This window comes from Paracoccus sp. (in: a-proteobacteria), from assembly GCF_035556475.1.
GTDB lineage: Bacteria > Pseudomonadota > Alphaproteobacteria > Rhodobacterales > Rhodobacteraceae > Paracoccus.
Window position 1 is genome coordinate 49,306 of record NZ_DATMFA010000074.1, and the last position, 16,688, is coordinate 65,993.

Sequence of the window (16,688 nt, forward strand, 5' to 3'; positions counted from 1 at the left end):
CCATTCCGGCCCCCTTTTTTCACTGTTTCGAAAATACCCACGGGGGTGCGGGGGCAGTCAGCCCCCGCCCTGTTCGCCCGCCACTTCCGGCGCGGTATTGAGCCCGATCCGCCGCTTCAGCCAGCGCGACGCGCGCATCTGCGCGCCATGGACGACCGAGAAGAGCGAGGGCACGAACAGCAGCGACAACAGCGTCGACAGCAGCAGGCCCCCAATCACCGCAATCGCCATCGGCGCGCTGAACTCCGCCCCCTCGCCGGTCCCGATGGCCGAGGGCACCATGCCCGCCGTCATGGCGATGGTCGTCATCACGATCGGGCGCGCGCGCTTGTGGACCGCATCAAGGATCGCCTCCCGCTTCGGGGTGCCCCGGTCGATCGAACTCAGCGCGAACTCGACCAGCATGATCGCATTCTTGGTCACGATCCCCATCAGCATCAGGAAGCCGATGACCACCGCCATGCTGATCGAATTCCCGGTCAGGAACAGCGCGAGGATCGCGCCCCCGATGGCCAGCGGCAGCGACATCAGGATCGACACCGGCGTCATGAAATTGTGGAACAGCAGGACCAGCACCACATAGGTCAGCATCACGCCCGAGACCATGGCGACGGCAAAGGCCTCGAAGACCTCGGCCATGATCTCGGCGTCACCCGCAGGCTTGATCTCGGTTCCCGGCGGCAGGTCGAGTTGCTGTTGCAGCGCCGCGACCTCGCTATTCACCGGGCCAAGCAGCGCGCCCTCGGCCAGGTTCGCCGAGACCGTGGTGCGATAGCGGCGATCATAGCGGCCGATCTCGGTCGCCCCGGCCGAGATCGCGACATCGGCCACCGCCTCCAGGGGCACCTGCCCGGCCGAGCTTGGGACGCGCAGGTCGCGGATCATCATCACGTCCTGGCGCGCCGCCTCGTTCAGGCGCACCAAGATCGGGATCTGCTCCTCGCCGGTATTGAACTTCGCGAGGTTCGATTCCGTATCGCCCAGCGTCGCGATGCGCAGCGTGGTGGCCAGCGCGCTGGCCGTGACCCCCAGTTCCGCCGCAACCGCCTGCCGGGGATGGATCTGGATCTCGGGCCGCTGCAGCGCCGCCGAGGAGGTGACGTCCTCAAGGCTCGGCAAGGTCTTCATCGCGGCCATCAGCCGCTCGGCCGCCTCCGCCGCGCCATCCTCGGTGACGCCGAGGACCGAGATCTCGAAATCGTTCGCCCCGGCCTCGTTCAGGAAGTTCAGCCGCAGGTCGGGCAATTCGGCAAGGTCGCGCTTCAGCACCTCCTCGATCTCGAAGCTCGACCGCTCGCGCTCGTCCTTCGAGCCGTAATTGACAAGGATCGTGGCGTCGGTCACCTGCCCGTTCCCGCCATTGACGAAAACCGAGCGCACCTCCGGCTCCTGCCCCACCCGGTCCGAGACCTGCCGCGCCGCCGCTTCGGTCTGCGCAAGCGTCGATCCCGGCGGCAATTCGACCGAGATCTGGCTGCGCCCGACATCCTGCGACGGCACGAATTCGGTCGGAAGCAGCGTCGCCGAAAAGATCGACCCCGCGAAAACCCCCAGACCCATCAGCAGCGTCAGCAGGCGGTGGCGCAGCGTCCAGCCAAGGATCCGCATCAGCAACCGCAGCAGCGGGCCGTCCCGCCCCTCGGCGATATGGGTATTGTCGCGCAGGAAATAGGCCGCCAGCATCGGCGTGATCAGCCGCGCCACCAACAGCGAGAACAGGACCGAGACCGCGACCGTCAGCCCGAACTGCTTGAAATACTGCCCGGCAATCCCGCTCATGAAGCTGACCGGCGCAAAAACCGCGACGATCGAGAAGCTGATCGCGATCACGGTCAACCCGATCTCGTTCGCGGCCTCCATGCTCGCCTCATAGGCCGGGACGCCCATGTTGATATGCCTGACGATATTCTCGATCTCGACGATGGCGTCATCGACAAGGATTCCCGTCACCAGCGTGATGGCAAGCAGGCTGACCCCGTTCAGGGTAAAGCCCAGCATATGCATGACGAAGAAGGTCGGAATGATCGACAGCGGCAGCGCCACCGCCGCGATCAGCGTCGCGCGCCAGTTGCGCAGGAACAGGAACACCACCACCACGGCCAGCGCCGCGCCCTCATAGAGCGTGTCCATGGCCGAGTGATAGCTCGCCGCGGTATGGGTGGTCGCGTCGTCGATCAGATCGAACCGGATGCCGGGATTGCGCGCGAGGATCTCGCCGATCCGCGCCTTGGTCCCATCCCCCGCCACGAGGTCGGAGGCCCCGCTCGCCCGGAAGACGCCGAAGGCGACCACGGGCTGGCCGTTCAGCAGGGCAAAGCTGCGCTCGTCGCTTGGCCCGTCGGTGACGGTGCCAAGCTGGTCCAGCCGGACGGTCCGCCCCTGCCCGATCAGGATCGGCGTCGCGGCAAGGCGAGCGACATCGGGGGCCGATCCGAGGGCGCGGATCGAATATTCCGTTCCCGCCATGTCGCCCCGGCCGCCGCCCATGTCGATGTTCTTCTGGCGCAACTGGTCCGAGATATCGGCGACCGTCAGGCCGAAGGCCTGTATCCGCGCCGCATCAAGCTCGACATTGATCTGGCGATCCGCCCCGCCGATGCGGGTGATGCTGGCCACGCCCGGAACGGTCGAGAGATCCCGCGAAACCACGTCATCGACGAATTTCGACAGCTCCTCCATGCTCTTGTCCGGATCGCTGACGGCATAGGTCAGGATCGCCATGCCGCTGATGTCGATGCGCTTGACCAGCGGCTCGAGGATGGATTCCGGCAGGTCCGAGCGCACATTCGCGACCGCGTCCTTCACGTCGTTCACCGCGCGGTCGGTATCGGTCTCCAACTCGAACTCGACGGTGATCGAGGCTGAGCTGTCGGTCGCGGTCGAACTGATATGGCGTACGCCGGTGATCGAGGCGATCGAATCCTCGATCGGCTGGATCACCTGCCGCGTCAGTTCCGAGGGCGCGGCGCCGGGCTGACTGACGGTGACGCTGACCAGCGGCAGGTCGATATTCGGCATCGCCGTCACCGCCAGCCGGCTGAAGCTGTAAAGCCCGACCAGAAGCAGGACCAGAAAGACCGCGATCGGGGGGACCGGTCGGCGGATGGACCAGGTGGCGAAATTCATGGCGCTTTGCCCGAGGCGGGCGGCGCGGCGCGCACATGGTCGCCCGAGCGGAAGAAGGCTCCGGCCCGCGCAATCACCTCATCACCGGGCTCCAGCCCTTCCAGCACCTCGCGCCGGCCCTGCCATGTGATCCCGGCCCTGACCGGGCGGGTCTCGACCATGCCGTCCCGCAGCACCTGAACCCGCTCGCCCTCGTCATCGGCGAGGATCGCGGTCGCGGGCACGGTCAGCGCCTCGCGCCGGTCGGTGATGACCCAGCCGCTCGCGAAAAGGCCGACGCGCAGCCGGCTATCGGGGGCAAGCGAGATCCGCGCCTGACCAAGCCGCGTCACCGGATCGACGGCGGCGGGCACCAGACGGACCTTGCCGGGGATCACGACGCCCCCGGCCAGTTCGACCTCGACCGGGTCGCCCTGCTTGATCTGCATCAGCGCGGTCTCGATCACATCGGCGGCAAGCTCGATCTCGCCCTTGGCGATCATGGTGAACAGCGGCTCGCCACCCACGGCCGGGATTGCGCCGATCTCGGCATTGCGCCCGACCACAAGCCCGTCGACCGGGGCAAGGATGCGCGCCCGGTCCAGATCGAGGCGCGTGATGTGACGGGCGGCTTCGGCCTGCGCGAGCTGCGCCTTGGCGACCCCAAGTCCGTCCGAAGCCGAAGCGGCGGCGGCCTGCGCCGAGGCCTCGGTCGCGATGGCCTCGTCCAGGGCGGCCTGCGCGGCGCTTCCGCTCTGGCGCAGGCTGCGCGTGCGGTTCAGCGCCAGAACGGCCTGCCGCAAGGTCGCCTCGGCGCTGGTGATCTGGCTTTCCGCCTGCCGCACCGCGGCGGTCGCGCGCTGATACTCGGCATCGGCCTGCGCCAGCTGCGCGCCCAATGCCTCGTCATCCAGAAGCGCCAGCACATCGCCCGCCTTGACGCTGTCGCCGACCTCGACCGCGATCTCGCGGATCTCGCGCCCGACGACATTGGCGTGGATCTGCACCGGCTGGCGCGCGACCAGCGAGCCGGTGACCGGCACACGCGCCTCGATCACCTCGCGGGTCGCCTGAGCCGTGGTGACGACCGGCACCTCCTGCGTGACGGTCGCGGCCCCCGCCTCCTCGGCCCGCAATGGCGATGCCAGCAGAAAAGCCGTCCCGATACCGGCCCAAAGGGCGGTGATGAGCCTGCCGCTTGCTGACATTCAATTCCTCCGGCATGTGCGGCAAGGATAGGGACAACCCCCGCCCGCAACAATGGTTCGACGCGTGGCTTAGAACGTCACGGAAACGCCGGGAAGGCGCAATTCCGTGAACAGGTCGCGTAGCTCCTGCCGGGCGGCGATGTTGGACATGCTGAGCTGATCGGTGCCGATGTCCTTGAGGTCGAGCAGCGTCAATCCGCGCGGGAACAGCTCGCGAAAGATCACCCGCTCCGAGAAGCCGGGCGCGACGCGAAAGCCGATCCGCTTCGACAGCGCCTCCAGCGCGCCCCCGACCTTGCGCTTGTTGTGCATCTGCTGCGTGCCCAGCCGGTTTCGCAGCACCAGCCAGTCGATCGGTACCGCCCCCGCCTCGCCCCGCAGCTGGCGCGCGCCCCAGACCATCTCGGCATAGATCGACGGGCCGAGGATCCTGCCATCCGGCGACATCCGCGCCAGCAGGTCGAAATCTATGAAGCTGTCATTCATCGGCGTGATCAGCGTATCGGCCAGCGTATGCGCCATCTGGCTCAGCTTGGTATGCGAGCCGGGACAGTCGAGCAGGATGAAATCGCATTCCGGTTCAAGCTGCTCGATCGCCTGCGAGAGCGGATCGACCCCGTGACTTTCCCCGGCAAGATGGCCGAGCAGCGGCGTCGGCAGGTCAAGGCTTTCGCGGTTCAGGAAATGGACCCGGTTCTCCAGATAGCGGCCAAAGCTTCTCTGCCGCACGTCGAGGTCGAGCGCCCCGACCCGGTGGCCCATCCGTGCCAGCGCCGTCGCGACATGCATCGAGGTTGTGGACTTGCCCGAGCCGCCCTTCTCGTTCCCGACCACGATGATATGCGCCACGATTCCCCCTGCCCGGCTCTGCCCTTGCGGCCCAAGAATAGGAGGCGACCGAGGGGTTGGAAAGCATTCCCTCGCGGTCAGGCGATGCGGGTGCGGCAGAAGGGAAACAAGCCCGGATCGCCGTCTGAATAAAACAACATACTGAAATCGCTAGCAATAAAACACGATTTATCAGATAGAGTTTTTTCTTGCAAAACACGATCAACTGTGTCGTAATAAACCTGCCGGCAAAGCTCCGGCGCGTTTCTTGCCAGAAAGGGGCCAAGGATGACCATGCTGAACCATCTCTCGGCTTTCGCCGACCGCACGACCCGGTCCGCAGTGCCCAGCTATGCGGTGTCGCTGATTGATCGCTGCTCCGGCAAGCCGCACAGGATCTCGGGGATCCCGCTGGTCCTGATCACGCATGAACCGATCGAAACCTCGCGCGAACTCATGCGCAACCGCGACCCGATGCGCTGGGATACCTTCATCGAACGCATGGACGAAAAGGGAAGCCGCCAATGATCCGTTTCAGCCTTGCCGCGCTGGCCCGCGCCCGCGCCCCGGTCCCGAATTATGCGACCATCCCGCTTTCCGCCCATCAAAGCGTGCAGGGCCCGGTCCTGCAGCGCTACCGCGACGGGCGCGTCACCATAGATACCGGTCGGGGTTCCCTGACCGGCAGGCCCCTGGCAGCGGGACCGGCAGATGCCCCGGTCTGGTCGCCGCTTTTCGCCGGCATGATCTAGACCGCCGGGGGCCTGTCCCAGCAACCGGGCGCCTCCCCCGCCTTCGGCCATGCCCACCGTGTCGAAGGCGTAGCCCGGAACGCGAAACGCCGCCCATCTCGGGCGGCGTTTCCTTTGTCTGCCGATGACGGAGGGCTCAGAAGCCCAGGCCGGCGTATTTGTTCTTGAACTTCGACACGCGGCCGCCAGCATCCATCAGCTTGGCCGAACCGCCGGTCCATGCCGGGTGCACGGTCGGGTCGATGTCCAGCGACATCACGTCGCCTTCCTTGCCCCAGGTCGAGCGCACCTGATAGACGGTGCCGTCGGTCATCTTGACGTCGATGACGTGGTAGTCGGGGTGAATCTCTGCTTTCATGGCGCGTCTCCTTAAGCCTTGGCTTCGGCTTTGGGCTTGTAGTTGGTGACCTCGGCGATACGGGCCGATTTACCGCGACGATCACGCAGGTAGTACAGCTTGGCGCGACGGACGCGGCCACGACGCACGACGGTGATCGAGTCGATGTTGGTCGAGTAAAGCGGGAAGACGCGCTCGACACCCTCGCCGAACGAGATCTTGCGAACGGTGAAGGACGCACCGATGCCGCCGCCCTTGCGCGAGATGACTACGCCTTCGTAGTTCTGCACGCGGGTGCGGGTGCCTTCGGTCACTTTATAGCCGACGCGAACAGTGTCGCCGGCCTTGAAATCCGGGATTTCCTTGCCGAGCGCAGCGATCTGCTCGGCTTCGAGTTGGGCGATCAGGTTCATCGCTATTGATCCTCTTGTTGCTCGCGGTAGTTCCGCGATTGGTCTGATGCGCCCGAGAGCTGTCGGTCCTTTGTCGGGTCCATATGAGCTTGCTCATATGCCCGCCACAGGTCGGGGCGGCGTTCCTTTGTCAGCCTTTCGGCCATGTCGCGTCGCCACATGGCAATAGCCGCGTGATTACCGGACAGCAGAACCTCCGGGATCGCGCGGCCTTCCCACTGGGCGGGCTTCGTATACTGAGGATGTTCAAGCAGGCCGTCGGAAAAGGATTCCTCGGCCAGAGAGTCCTGATTCCCCAGCACGCGCGGTATAAGGCGAACCGTCGCGTCGATCAAGACCTGTGCGGCAAGTTCTCCGCCGGTCAGGACATAGTCGCCGATGCTGATCTCCTCAACGGCGTGGGCGTCCAGCACGCGCTGGTCCACACCCTCGAACCGGCCGCAGATCAGCGTCATGCCGGGACCGTTCGCCAACTCACGCGCGCGGGCCTGCGTGAAGGGCTTGCCGCGCGGCGAGAGATAGATCACCGGCAGGTGGCTGCCCGTCTCGCGCAGGGCGGCATCCATCACATCGGCGCGGATCACCATGCCCGCGCCGCCGCCCGCCGGGGTGTCGTCGACATTGCGATGCTTGCCGATGCCGAAGGGGCGCAGATCGGTGGTGCGCAGGTTCCACAGCCCCTCGGCCAGCGCCTTGCCGGTCAGCGAGAGGCCGAGGATGCCGGGGAACGCCTCGGGGAACAGGGTGACGATCTGCGCGGTCCAGGCGCCGCGCACCTGCGGCTCGGCCATCAGGTCGCGCGGTTGCAGGCTTTCGCGGATCGAGAGCCTGCCATGGGATTTCGACGGCCCGCTCATGCCTTGCGGGGCCGCAGGAAATTCGCGGCGGCGGTGACGAGCGCACCGGCAATCGCGCAGCCGATGGGTGCAGCCGCAGGCAGCGGCCTCGGGTCGAGAAGCCCGCCAAGATACCACGCCCCAAGGCAGAGCGCGCCGCAGATCAGGATGCCTTGCGCCATCAGCCTCGGGCTGGGCGACAGATTGCGCCCCGCCAGCGACGGGATCAGCCCGGCCAGCATCACCGGGGCGAAGATATAGGCATTCGGATTGTCGCTGCCCGTCAGCCCCTGCAGGAAGGGGCCGGTCAGCATCAGGATGAAACCCAGCGCAAGCAAGGCAAGATGCATCATTCCTGCTCCTCTTCCTCGGGCGGGTCGGCAATGATGCGTCCCGCCGCGATGTCCACCGTCGGCACGAAGGCGCGGGTAAAGGGCAGCAGCAACGCCTGTTTCCGTCCGGGTCCGAAAATCTCGAGAATATCGCCCGCGCCGTGATCATAGATCGCGCGGACCGTGCCGATCAGCACGCCGCCCGCGTCATAGACGGAAAGGCCGATCAGGTCGGTGTGGTAGAATTCGTCATCCGGCAGCGCCGGCAGCTTGTCGCGATCGGCCCAGAGCGTCACGCCCTTCAGCGCCTCCGCGTCGTCGCGTGTCTCGACGCCCGCAAGCCGGGCGCCAAGCCCGCCCGTCACCGGCCGCGTCAGCCGCACGGTGAACGAGCGCTTGCCATCCTCGGACCAGAGCGGACCGTAGGCGGCGATATCGTTGGGCTCCGAGGTGAAGCTTTTCAGCCGCACCTCGCCCCGGACGCCAAAGGCGCCCGCGATTGCGCCGACACAGATCCGCTCGGCCATCGGGATTATTCCGAAGCAGCTTCTTCGGAGGCGGCGGCGACGCGCGCAGCACGCTTTTCGGCACGCTCTTTCGCGGCCTTGCCCGGCTCACCTTTTTTCAGGTTCTTGCGCTCGGTTTTCGGGGTCACGCCGGCAGCTTCCAGGAAGCGGGCAACGCGGTCGGTCGGCTGGGCGCCCTGGCCGATCCAGTATTGCACACGCTCGATGTCCATCTTGACGCGGTCTTCCGAGTCTTTGGCCAGCAGCGGGTTGTAGGTGCCCAGCTTCTCGAGGAAGCGGCCGTCGCGCGGCATGCGCGAGTCGGTCGCGACGATTGCGTAATGCGGGCGTTTCTTCGAGCCACCACGGGCCAGACGGATTTTCATAGCCATTGAGATTCTCCTTACAAATGGCGGGATTGGCGGGGTTGATCCGCCGTCACTTCTGGAATTGCTCGTGATGCCGGATAACTTCCGAGATCACGAAGTTCAGGAATTTGCGCGCGAATTCCGGGTCGAGATCGGCCTCGCGCGCGAGGCGTTCCAACCGCTCGATCTGGCAGGCCTCGCGGGCGGGATCGGACGGAGGAAGGTCGTGTTCGGCCTTGAGGCGGCCGACGGCTTGGGTGTGCTTGAACCGTTCGGCCAGCGTATAGACAAGGATCGCGTCCAGCCGGTCGATGCTGGCGCGATGCTCTTTCAACAGGCTTGCGGCGCGGGCGGTCTGCTCAGTCATTCAGGTCTCCGGGCTGGATGCACGGCGCATGCACCGGGCGGGCTGGAAGAGGTGCTGGGTATGGGTCATCGTCACGCCGTCCCCATCGGGTGGCGGAAGATCAGGCAGGGCGTGCCGCGGATCACGGTTTCCGATTCCGGCGCCGCGCCCAGCCGCTCGGCAAGGCGGCGCGAGCGGATGTTCTCATGCGCGATCAGCGAGATCAGCGGGCCAAGCCCCATCACCGCATGGGCATGTTCGCGCGCGGCCAGCGCCGCCTCGAAGGCGATGCCCCTGCCCTCGAAACCGTCATAGAGATGCCAGCCGAGTTCCGGCTCGGGCCAGTCGATGTGATGGCCGACGCCGGTGCGCCCCGCGACGAGGCCGGTCGCCTTCTCCTCGATCATCCACCAGCCGAAGCCACGGATGATCCAGTGACCGATCATCCCGGTCAGCGCGGCCCAGCTCTGCCAGTCGTTCATCGGCCCGCCGACATGGCGCGAACGCTCGGAGAGGCCAAAGGCGGTGATCGCTTCCAGATCCTCGAACCTCGGCGCGCGCAGGATCAGGCGATCGGTCTCGATCACCGGCACATCCACGCTGAGGGCCTCGGTCCTGCGGATCATTATTTCTTACCGAACAGACCCGACAGCCCGCCGGGCAGGTTCATGCCGCCAAGCTGACCGCCGAGACCCTTGGGGTCTTGCAGCATCTTGGTCGCTTCGGCCATTTTCGCGGGATCGACATTGCCCAGATCGGGCAGGCCGCCGCCCTTGCCGGACATGGCGCGCATGGCCTGCTTCAGCATCCCGCCCTTGCCCATCTTGCCCAGCTTTTTCATCGTGTCGGCCATCTGCTTCTGCATCTTCAGCAGCTTGTTCAGCTCCGACACGTCCATGCCCGCACCGGCCGCGATGCGCTTCTTGCGGCTGGCCTGCAGCATGTCGGGATTGGCCCGTTCCTTCTTGGTCATCGAGTTGATGAGCGCGATCTGGCGCTTCAGCGCCTTGTCGTCGAGGCCCGCGGCCTCGGCCTGCTTGGCCATCTTGCCCATGCCCGGCATCATGCCCATGATGGACTGCATCCCGCCCATCTTCATCATCTGCTCAAGCTGGCTGCGAAGGTCGTTCATGTTGAACAGACCCTTCTGGAAGCGCTTCATCATGCGCTCGGCCTGCTCGACCTCCAGCACTTCCTGTGCCTTCTCGACCAGCGCGACGATGTCGCCCATGCCGAGGATGCGGCCGGCGATCCGCTGCGCGTCAAAGACCTCGATCGCGTCCATCTTTTCGCCAAGGCCGACGAAGCGGATCGGCTTGCCGGTGACGGCACGCATGGAAAGCGCCGCGCCACCGCGCCCGTCGCCGTCCATCCGCGTCAGCACCACGCCCGAGATCCCGACCTTGCCGTCGAACTCGGTCGCGACGTTCACCGCGTCCTGACCGGTCAGGCCGTCGACGACGAGCAGCGTCTCACGCGGGGCGGCCACGTCACGAACGGCCTGCACCTCGTCCATCAGGACTTCGTCGATATGGAGGCGGCCGGCAGTGTCGAGCATATAGACGTCATAGCCGCCCAGCGTCGCCTGCTGCTTGGCGCGCTTCGCGATCTGGACCGCGTTTTCGCCCGGAACGATCGGCAGGGTATCGACGCCGACCTGCTGGCCGAGGATCGCAAGCTGCTCCATCGCGGCCGGGCGGTTGGTGTCGAGCGACGCCATCAGCACGCGCTTTTTCTCGCGGTCCTTCAGGCGTTTCGCCAACTTCGCGGTGGTCGTCGTCTTGCCCGAGCCCTGAAGGCCGACCATCAGGATCGGCGCGGGCGGGTTGTCGATCCTGAGCGCGTCCGGCTCGCCCTCGCCCTGCAAGACCTTGATCAGCTCGTCATGGACGATCTTCACGACCTGCTGGCCGGGCGTGACCGATTTCGTGACCGCCGCGCCGGTGGCCTTGCCGGTCACCGCCTTGACGAAGCTGCGCGCCACCGGCAGCGAAACGTCGGCCTCGAGCAGCGCGACGCGAACCTCGCGCATGGCGGCGGCGACGTCATCCTCGGAAAGAGCGCCCTGCTTGGTCAGCCGGTCGAATACACCGCCAAGGCGGTCGGACAGGTTTTCAAACATCGGCGGCCCTCCATAGGTCGTTGCCGGTCGGTTTCATTCTGGCGCGCATCCCGAAGGGGCGCATGATAAGCAGTAACGCCCCCGTGGGCGCAACGCGCTGACGGGGGGCGATCCCCGACTCGCGCGGGGACCGGAAGGGCGGTCCTTCCGGGAATCCGGGCGTGGATAGGCCGAATACCCCCTCAAGTCAAGCCGAGGGCCGGTTTTCCGGGGAAATCCCCCATCCGCCGCGCCATACCAGTTGACCCTGCCGGGACTTGCGGTCAAGGCTCCTGCCGGATTTTCCGAATAACGGAGAGACGGATGCCCGCCCAGACGCGGCATCCGGCGAAAGGGGACCGCGACATGAACGGCGCAATCTCGACCCGGATGGAAGCGCGGGACTGGACGCTCTTGCTGCTGCTCTCGGCGATCTGGGGCTGCTCCTTCTTCCTCATCAGCATCGGGGTCCAGCAATTCGCGGTGCTGACGCTGGTGGCGCTGCGCGTGGGCGTCGCGGCGCTGGTCCTCTGGATCTTCGTGCTGGCCCGTGGGCTGAGCGTGCCGCGCGACGCGGGAACCTGGCTTTCCTTCGCCGTCATGGGGCTTCTGAACAATATCCTGCCCTTCTCGCTGATCGCATTCGCCCAGACCGAAGTGCCCTCGGGCCTCGCCTCGATCCTGAACGCGACGACGCCGCTTTTCACGGTGCTGGTCAGCGCCGCCGTGCTGGCCGACGAGCGCGCCAACCTGACAAAGCTTGCCGGCGTGGTGCTGGGCCTGTTCGGCGTGGCGGTGATGATGGGGCTGGACCAGCTTGCCGGGCGTGGTCACGGGTTGCTTCATCAGCTCGCAGTGCTGGGCGCTGCGGTCTGCTATGCGCTTTCGGGCGCTTATGGCCGTCGTTTCGCGCGCATGGGCGTCCGCCCCGAGGTCGCGGCGGCGGGCATGGTGACGGCCTCGGCCCTGATGCTGACCCCGGTGGCGCTGGCGACGGACGGGCTGCCGCTGCAAGCCGATGCCATACACTGGCTGGCGGCGATTGCGCTGGGTGTCATCTGCACCGGCCTCGCCTATCTGCTTTATTTCGGCATCCTCGCGCGGGCGGGGGCGACGAATATCTCGCTCGTGACCTTTCTTGTTCCAGTCTCGGCCATCCTGCTCGGCTGGCTCTTTCTGGGCGAGAGGCTTGGCCCGGCCCATGTGCTCGGCATGGCGCTGATCGCGGCGGGGCTGATGCTCATTGACGGAAGATTGCTGAAATGGCGGAAATAGGAATGCACCGGCACCTCTCGCACGAGGCGCTGAAAGGCCACGCGGCCATGCTCGGCTTCTCGCTGCTGATCGCGGGCTCGTTCTCGTTCGGGGCGCGGGCGGCGAACCTGATCGACCCGGCGGCGATTTCGGCGGCGCGCTTCGTGATTGCGGCGGCGGTGATCGGCGCGGTCGCGCTGGCCGGGCCGGGCCTGCCCGCCCGCTCGTTCCGCGCGCCGTGGCGCTACCTTGTCCTCGGCGGGCTTTTCGGGGCCTATTTCGTCCTCATGTTCGAGGGGCTGAAGACCGCGCCGCCCGTTTCCGCCGCGGCGGTCTTCACCTTGACACCGATCATGACGGCGGGCTTCGCCTGGCTTCTGATGCGGCAGCGCATGAACGCGCGCATGGCGGGCGCACTGGCGCTTGGCGCGGCGGGATCGCTCTGGGTGATCTTCCGGGGCGATCCGGCGGCGCTTCTGCGGCTGGAATTCGGCCGGGGCGAGGCGATCTATCTGGTCGGCTGCGCCGCCCATGCGCTTTACACGCCGATGGTGCGCCGCCTGAACCGGGGCGAGCATCCGCTGGTCTCGACCTTCGGCACGCTGCTCGCCGGTGCGCTGATCCTCGCGATCTGGGGCTGGCGCGCGATCGTCGAGACCGACTGGGCGAACCTTCCCGCCATCGTCTGGATCACGCTCTTCTATGTCGCGATCTTCGCCAGCGCCATCACCACCGCGCTGGTGCAATATGCGGCGATGCGGCTGCCGTCCGCCAAGGTCATGGCCTATACCTATCTGACGCCCGTTTGGGTAATCGTGATCGAATCGGGACTGGCTCATGGGCTGCCGGGCCTTCTGCTGCTGCCCGGCATCGCGGCGACCGGCGCGGCGCTGCTACTGCTCCTCAAGGACTGAGCCGCCAAGGCTGCCGCGCGATCGGGACAACTGGAACCCGAATGTCACATCCGCGGGCAATTTGCCACGCCATCCCCCGGCCCCGAAAAATCGGCAGTTGGTCCGCTGCGCCACAGATGTTAGCGTCTAAACTCAGCGCAGATCCCCAAGGCCCAAGACCCGATGATCACCCGTCGCACGCTTCTCGTCTCCATCGCCGCCGCGCTGGCGACGCCGGCGCTTTCAAGTCCGACGGCTGCGCCGGGCTTGCTCGACCTCGCCTATTCCGATCGGTCCACGCGAAACACCCTCGACATCTACCGGCCCGAGGGGAATGGCCCCTTCCCGGTGCTGCTCGACATTCACGGCGGCGGCTTTCGGACCGGCGACAAGCGCGACCTGAAGGTGCCGCAGCAGGTGCTGGATCGCGGCATCGCCATCGCCCGGATCAACTACCGCCTCTCGGCCCAGGCGCGCTGGCCCGCCCAGCAGGAGGATGCGCTGAGCGCCGCGGCCTTCCTGCTGAAACATGCGGGCGAACTGGGCCTTTCCGACCGGCTGGCGATCGGCGGGCGCTCGGCCGGGGCGTTCCTCGCGGTCTCGGCCGCGCTCAGCATGGTGCAGGCAGGCTGGCCCCCGGCGGCGGTGATCGACTTCTATGGCCCGATGGATTTCGGCAGCATGGATGCGGACATGGCGCGACTGGGTTTGCAGGTAAAGCGCCCGCCGGCGGATTCCGCCGAAAGCGTCGAGTCGCTGCTGGTCGGCTATGCGGTCGGCAAAAAGCGGCGGGAGGCGACGGCCATGGGCCCGGTCGGCCGCCTCGCCGCCATGTCCGATGGTCTGCGGCTGCCGCCCCTGATGATCCGCCACGGGATGCAGGACACCATCGTCTCGGGCCATCAGGCCGAGCATCTGCGCAATGCCTGGCACCGGGTCGATCCGCACGCTCCGATCGACTTCGAACTGCTGGCCGATGAGGGGCATGGCACCCGCGCCTTCGGGGGCGAGCGCGTGCTTGGCGACATGGCGGACTTCCTCGCCCGCCATCTCGTGCCCGGAATAAGCGGCTGACCGCCCCCGCGCCGGGCATTGCTTGAAAGCAAGGCCCCATGCCGCTAATCCCGGTATCAGAGCCATTCTTGTTTGATTTAGATGCTGATTTTCCTGGAACCGCGCCTCGTTCTCTTTTCCGTGCCCAAGACCGGCACCACCGCGCTCGAACAGGCGCTGGCACCGCGCGCCGAGATCTCGTTCCGCTCGCGTCCCGAGATCAAGCATATCAACCATCGCCAGTACATCGCCCAGATCAAGCCGCTGCTCGCTTCGCTGGGCCGCCCCGCCTTCGAGCGCGTGGCCGTCATCCGCGAGCCGCTGGACTGGCTGCGCAGCTGGTATCGCTTTCGCGCCCGCGACGGGCTGATCGGGCATCCGAACAGCACCGCGCATATCACCTTCGAGCGCTTCCTGCGCGATTACCTGTCCGAGGGCGAGCGCCCGGCCTATGCGCGGCTGAACCGGCAATCCGACTTCCTCGCCAATGGCAAGGGAGAAATCCGGGTCGAGCATCTCTATCGCTATGAGGCCCTGCCGGCGCTGGTGGAGTTCCTGTCGCAAAGGCTCGGCACGCCGATCGAACTGCCCCGCAGCAATGTCTCGCCCCGCGCCGCGACCGACCTCGACCCCGAGGTCGAGGCTTGGGCACGCGCAGCACTTTCGCGTGAAACCGAGGTCTGGCAGTCGGCGCGTCAGGCGGCGCCGTAAAGCACCTTCGCCCGTTCCTCGAACGCGCGGACGATACGCACCATCGCCTCATGAAACACGACGCCGATGACCTTGCCGAGGATCGCGTTGCGGAACTCGAAATCGACGAAGAACTCGATCCGGCAGCCGCCCTCGGGCAGGTCGGCAAAGGTCCAGCCGCTCTTGAGATATTTGAACGGACCGTCCAGATATTCGGTATCGATGCGGCTTTTGCCCGGCCAAAGCGTGACACGGCTGCCGAAGCGTTCGCGGAATACCTTGAAGCTGATCACCAGATCGGCCTCGATCACCTCGCTGCCCTCGGGGCCGGGCTTGCGCGACCGGATACGGGCCGCGCTGTTCCAGGGCAGGAATTGCGGATAGCTTTCGACATCCGCGACCAGCGCATACATCTGGTCGGCGGTATAGGGCAGGATGCGGCTGTCGCTGTGGTGAGGCAAGAGATAGTCCCGGAGCTTGTTCCGTTTCGGGCAGCACTTAGCAAAGGAACGGGCAAATGAACAACCTCCTGTGGCTGATCCGGGCCTCACGCTGGGCCCGCAACCCGCCCAGCGCGAAACGCGTCAAGCTGGTTCTCGCCGTCCTTGCAATCTGCGCGGTGCTGGTCGGGCTTGAGCATTTCGGCATGTGGCCGGACTGGGCGACCATGGATCGCCCGCGCGGCATGCACCTGCCCCGGCCGTGACCTCATCCAGCGCGGCGGCTAAAGCCCCGCCTCCTTGAACGTATTGCATTGCGCGATCTGGCCCGAATCGAAGCCGCGCTTGAACCATGTCATCCGGTCCTGCGCGGAACCGTGGGTGAAGCTTTCCGGCCGCACCGCCCGCCCGGCCTGCTGCATCAGCGTATCGTCGCCCACGGCCGAGGCGGCGTTCAGCGCCTCCTCGATATCGCCATCCTCGATCGTGCCGAACTGCTCGCTGGCGTTCTTGCCCCAGACCCCGGCGAAGCAATCGGCCTGAAGCTCGGTCAGGACCGAGATGCGGTTGGCGTCGGCCTCGCCCACCTGCTGGCGCAGCTTCATCGTCTCGCCAAGGACGCCCAGCAGGTTCTGGACATGGTGGCCGACCTCATGGGCCACGACATAGGCATAGGCGAAATCGCCCCCCGCCCCCATCTTCTTCTGCATGATCGTGAAGAAATCGGTGTCGAGATAAAGCTTCTGGTCATTCGGGCAATAGAACGGCCCCATCGCGGCCGAAGCGCCGCCGCAGGCCGATTGCACCGCGCCCGAGAACATCACAAGCGTCGGGTCGACATATTGGACTCCCGCCTGCTCGGGCAGCACCCGGCTCCAGACCTCCTCGGTATCGGCCAGCACGACCGAGACGAATTGCCCGATCTCCTGCTCTTCCGGGGTCAGCTCGCGCGTCTCGCCGGTCTGCTGGCCCTGATCCATCGCACCGATGATGGGCGAAATGTCGATTCCGAAGAAATAACCGACCGCCAGCACCACGAGGACGCCGACGACGCCCATTCCTCCGGCGCCCGCCGTCGTCAGCCCACGACGATCCTCGACGTTCCGGCTCTCGCGCCTGCCCCGCCATTGCATGAATATCCCTCCTCGCCCCAGCCCGACACGCTCAGGCTACTCCAAAAGCTTCGATCCACAATACTCCCCAGAGACTTGACAGCATCGCCCGCG

Annotated in this window: 22 protein-coding genes; 7 read left to right on the forward strand and 15 right to left on the reverse strand. The window is 66.1% G+C overall.

Going from position 1 to position 16,688, the window contains the following annotated elements; translation table 11 throughout:
- Positions 1-57: 57 nt before the first annotated feature.
- The 4 genes from VNQ78_RS09480 to VNQ78_RS09495 form a co-directional block, all read right to left on the reverse strand.
- The gene (locus tag VNQ78_RS09480) at positions 58-3,126 is read right to left on the reverse strand and encodes an efflux RND transporter permease subunit (protein ID WP_325689023.1); all 3,069 of its coding nucleotides are present in this window, start codon (positions 3,124-3,126) and stop codon (positions 58-60) included.
- Complete coding sequence (locus tag VNQ78_RS09485; protein ID WP_325689025.1) at positions 3,123-4,313, reverse strand: efflux RND transporter periplasmic adaptor subunit; 1,191 nt, start codon at positions 4,311-4,313, stop codon at positions 3,123-3,125. Before VNQ78_RS09485 ends, VNQ78_RS09480 begins: the two co-directional genes overlap by 4 nt.
- A 69-nt stretch (positions 4,314-4,382) precedes the next feature.
- A complete protein-coding gene (locus tag VNQ78_RS09490; protein WP_325689027.1) occupies positions 4,383-5,162 on the reverse strand; it encodes a division plane positioning ATPase MipZ in 780 nt (259 codons plus the stop codon).
- 77 nt (positions 5,163-5,239) lie between these two features.
- On the reverse strand, positions 5,240-5,437 hold the full coding sequence (locus tag VNQ78_RS09495; protein ID WP_325689029.1) for a hypothetical protein: 198 nt from the start codon (positions 5,435-5,437) through the stop codon (positions 5,240-5,242).
- Between VNQ78_RS09495 and VNQ78_RS09500 the strand changes: the two genes are divergently transcribed.
- Positions 5,430-5,669 (forward strand): hypothetical protein, encoded by a 240-nt coding sequence (locus tag VNQ78_RS09500; RefSeq protein ID WP_325689031.1) that lies wholly within the window; start codon positions 5,430-5,432, stop codon positions 5,667-5,669. The two genes, VNQ78_RS09495 and VNQ78_RS09500, sit on opposite strands and share 8 nt — an antisense overlap.
- A complete protein-coding gene (locus tag VNQ78_RS09505; RefSeq protein ID WP_325689032.1) occupies positions 5,666-5,893 on the forward strand; it encodes a hypothetical protein in 228 nt (75 codons plus the stop codon). The genes VNQ78_RS09500 and VNQ78_RS09505 overlap by 4 nt, the downstream gene beginning before the upstream one ends.
- A gap of 136 nt (positions 5,894-6,029) precedes the next feature.
- Here the strand turns inward: VNQ78_RS09505 and rpmE are convergent, their stop codons facing one another.
- The 9 genes from rpmE to ffh all read right to left on the reverse strand — a co-directional run bounded on the left by rpmE (position 6,030) and on the right by ffh (position 11,153).
- Complete coding sequence (gene rpmE, locus VNQ78_RS09510) at positions 6,030-6,251, reverse strand: 50S ribosomal protein L31 (RefSeq protein ID WP_325689034.1); 222 nt, start codon at positions 6,249-6,251, stop codon at positions 6,030-6,032.
- An 11-nt stretch (positions 6,252-6,262) separates the two neighbouring features.
- Positions 6,263-6,643: a 50S ribosomal protein L19 gene (gene rplS / locus VNQ78_RS09515; RefSeq protein WP_325689036.1), complete on the reverse strand. Its 381-nt coding sequence runs from the start codon at positions 6,641-6,643 to the stop codon at positions 6,263-6,265.
- Between the two features lie 2 nt (positions 6,644-6,645).
- Positions 6,646-7,500 carry a tRNA (guanosine(37)-N1)-methyltransferase TrmD gene (gene trmD / locus VNQ78_RS09520; RefSeq protein ID WP_325689038.1) on the reverse strand — a complete coding sequence of 285 codons (855 nt, stop codon included), beginning with the start codon at positions 7,498-7,500 and terminating at the stop codon, positions 6,646-6,648.
- Positions 7,497-7,832 carry a hypothetical protein gene (locus tag VNQ78_RS09525; RefSeq protein ID WP_325689039.1) on the reverse strand — a complete coding sequence of 112 codons (336 nt, stop codon included), beginning with the start codon at positions 7,830-7,832 and terminating at the stop codon, positions 7,497-7,499. Before VNQ78_RS09525 ends, trmD begins: the two co-directional genes overlap by 4 nt.
- Complete coding sequence (gene rimM / locus VNQ78_RS09530) at positions 7,829-8,338, reverse strand: ribosome maturation factor RimM (RefSeq protein ID WP_414694054.1); 510 nt, start codon at positions 8,336-8,338, stop codon at positions 7,829-7,831. Before rimM ends, VNQ78_RS09525 begins: the two co-directional genes overlap by 4 nt.
- 5 nt (positions 8,339-8,343) lie before the next feature.
- Entirely contained in the window at positions 8,344-8,709 is a 366-nt protein-coding gene (gene rpsP, locus VNQ78_RS09535; RefSeq protein WP_325689041.1) for a 30S ribosomal protein S16, read from the reverse strand.
- A gap of 46 nt (positions 8,710-8,755) precedes the next feature.
- Positions 8,756-9,052, reverse strand: coding sequence for a chorismate mutase (locus VNQ78_RS09540; RefSeq protein WP_325689043.1), 297 nt, complete (start codon positions 9,050-9,052; stop codon positions 8,756-8,758).
- Between the two features lie 71 nt (positions 9,053-9,123).
- A complete protein-coding gene (locus VNQ78_RS09545; RefSeq protein ID WP_325689045.1) occupies positions 9,124-9,657 on the reverse strand; it encodes a GNAT family N-acetyltransferase in 534 nt (177 codons plus the stop codon).
- Entirely contained in the window at positions 9,657-11,153 is a 1,497-nt protein-coding gene (ffh, locus tag VNQ78_RS09550; protein ID WP_325689047.1) for a signal recognition particle protein, read from the reverse strand. Before ffh ends, VNQ78_RS09545 begins: the two co-directional genes overlap by 1 nt.
- A gap of 345 nt (positions 11,154-11,498) precedes the next feature.
- Here ffh and VNQ78_RS09555 point away from each other — a divergent pair, with 345 nt between their 5' ends.
- The 4 genes from VNQ78_RS09555 to VNQ78_RS09570 all read left to right on the forward strand — a co-directional run bounded on the left by VNQ78_RS09555 (position 11,499) and on the right by VNQ78_RS09570 (position 15,043).
- The gene (locus tag VNQ78_RS09555; RefSeq protein ID WP_325689049.1) at positions 11,499-12,407 is read left to right on the forward strand and encodes a DMT family transporter; all 909 of its coding nucleotides are present in this window, start codon (positions 11,499-11,501) and stop codon (positions 12,405-12,407) included.
- A gap of 2 nt (positions 12,408-12,409) precedes the next feature.
- Positions 12,410-13,300 (forward strand): DMT family transporter, encoded by an 891-nt coding sequence (locus tag VNQ78_RS09560; protein ID WP_325689051.1) that lies wholly within the window; start codon positions 12,410-12,412, stop codon positions 13,298-13,300.
- Positions 13,301-13,462: 162 nt separating this feature from the next.
- Entirely contained in the window at positions 13,463-14,353 is an 891-nt protein-coding gene (locus VNQ78_RS09565) for an alpha/beta hydrolase (protein ID WP_325689053.1), read from the forward strand.
- A gap of 81 nt (positions 14,354-14,434) precedes the next feature.
- The gene (locus VNQ78_RS09570) at positions 14,435-15,043 is read left to right on the forward strand and encodes a gamma-glutamyl kinase (RefSeq protein WP_325689055.1); all 609 of its coding nucleotides are present in this window, start codon (positions 14,435-14,437) and stop codon (positions 15,041-15,043) included.
- On the opposite strand, the gene VNQ78_RS09575 is transcribed toward VNQ78_RS09570, so the two are convergent.
- Complete coding sequence (locus VNQ78_RS09575; protein WP_325689057.1) at positions 15,028-15,483, reverse strand: type II toxin-antitoxin system RatA family toxin; 456 nt, start codon at positions 15,481-15,483, stop codon at positions 15,028-15,030. The two genes, VNQ78_RS09570 and VNQ78_RS09575, sit on opposite strands and share 16 nt — an antisense overlap.
- 56 nt (positions 15,484-15,539) lie before the next feature.
- Between VNQ78_RS09575 and VNQ78_RS09580 the strand changes: the two genes are divergently transcribed.
- Positions 15,540-15,728, forward strand: coding sequence for a hypothetical protein (locus VNQ78_RS09580; protein WP_325689059.1), 189 nt, complete (start codon positions 15,540-15,542; stop codon positions 15,726-15,728).
- An 18-nt stretch (positions 15,729-15,746) separates the two neighbouring features.
- Here the strand turns inward: VNQ78_RS09580 and ypfJ are convergent, their stop codons facing one another.
- Positions 15,747-16,595 (reverse strand): KPN_02809 family neutral zinc metallopeptidase, encoded by an 849-nt coding sequence (gene ypfJ, locus VNQ78_RS09585; protein WP_325689061.1) that lies wholly within the window; start codon positions 16,593-16,595, stop codon positions 15,747-15,749.
- Between the last annotated feature and the right edge of the window lie 93 nt (positions 16,596-16,688).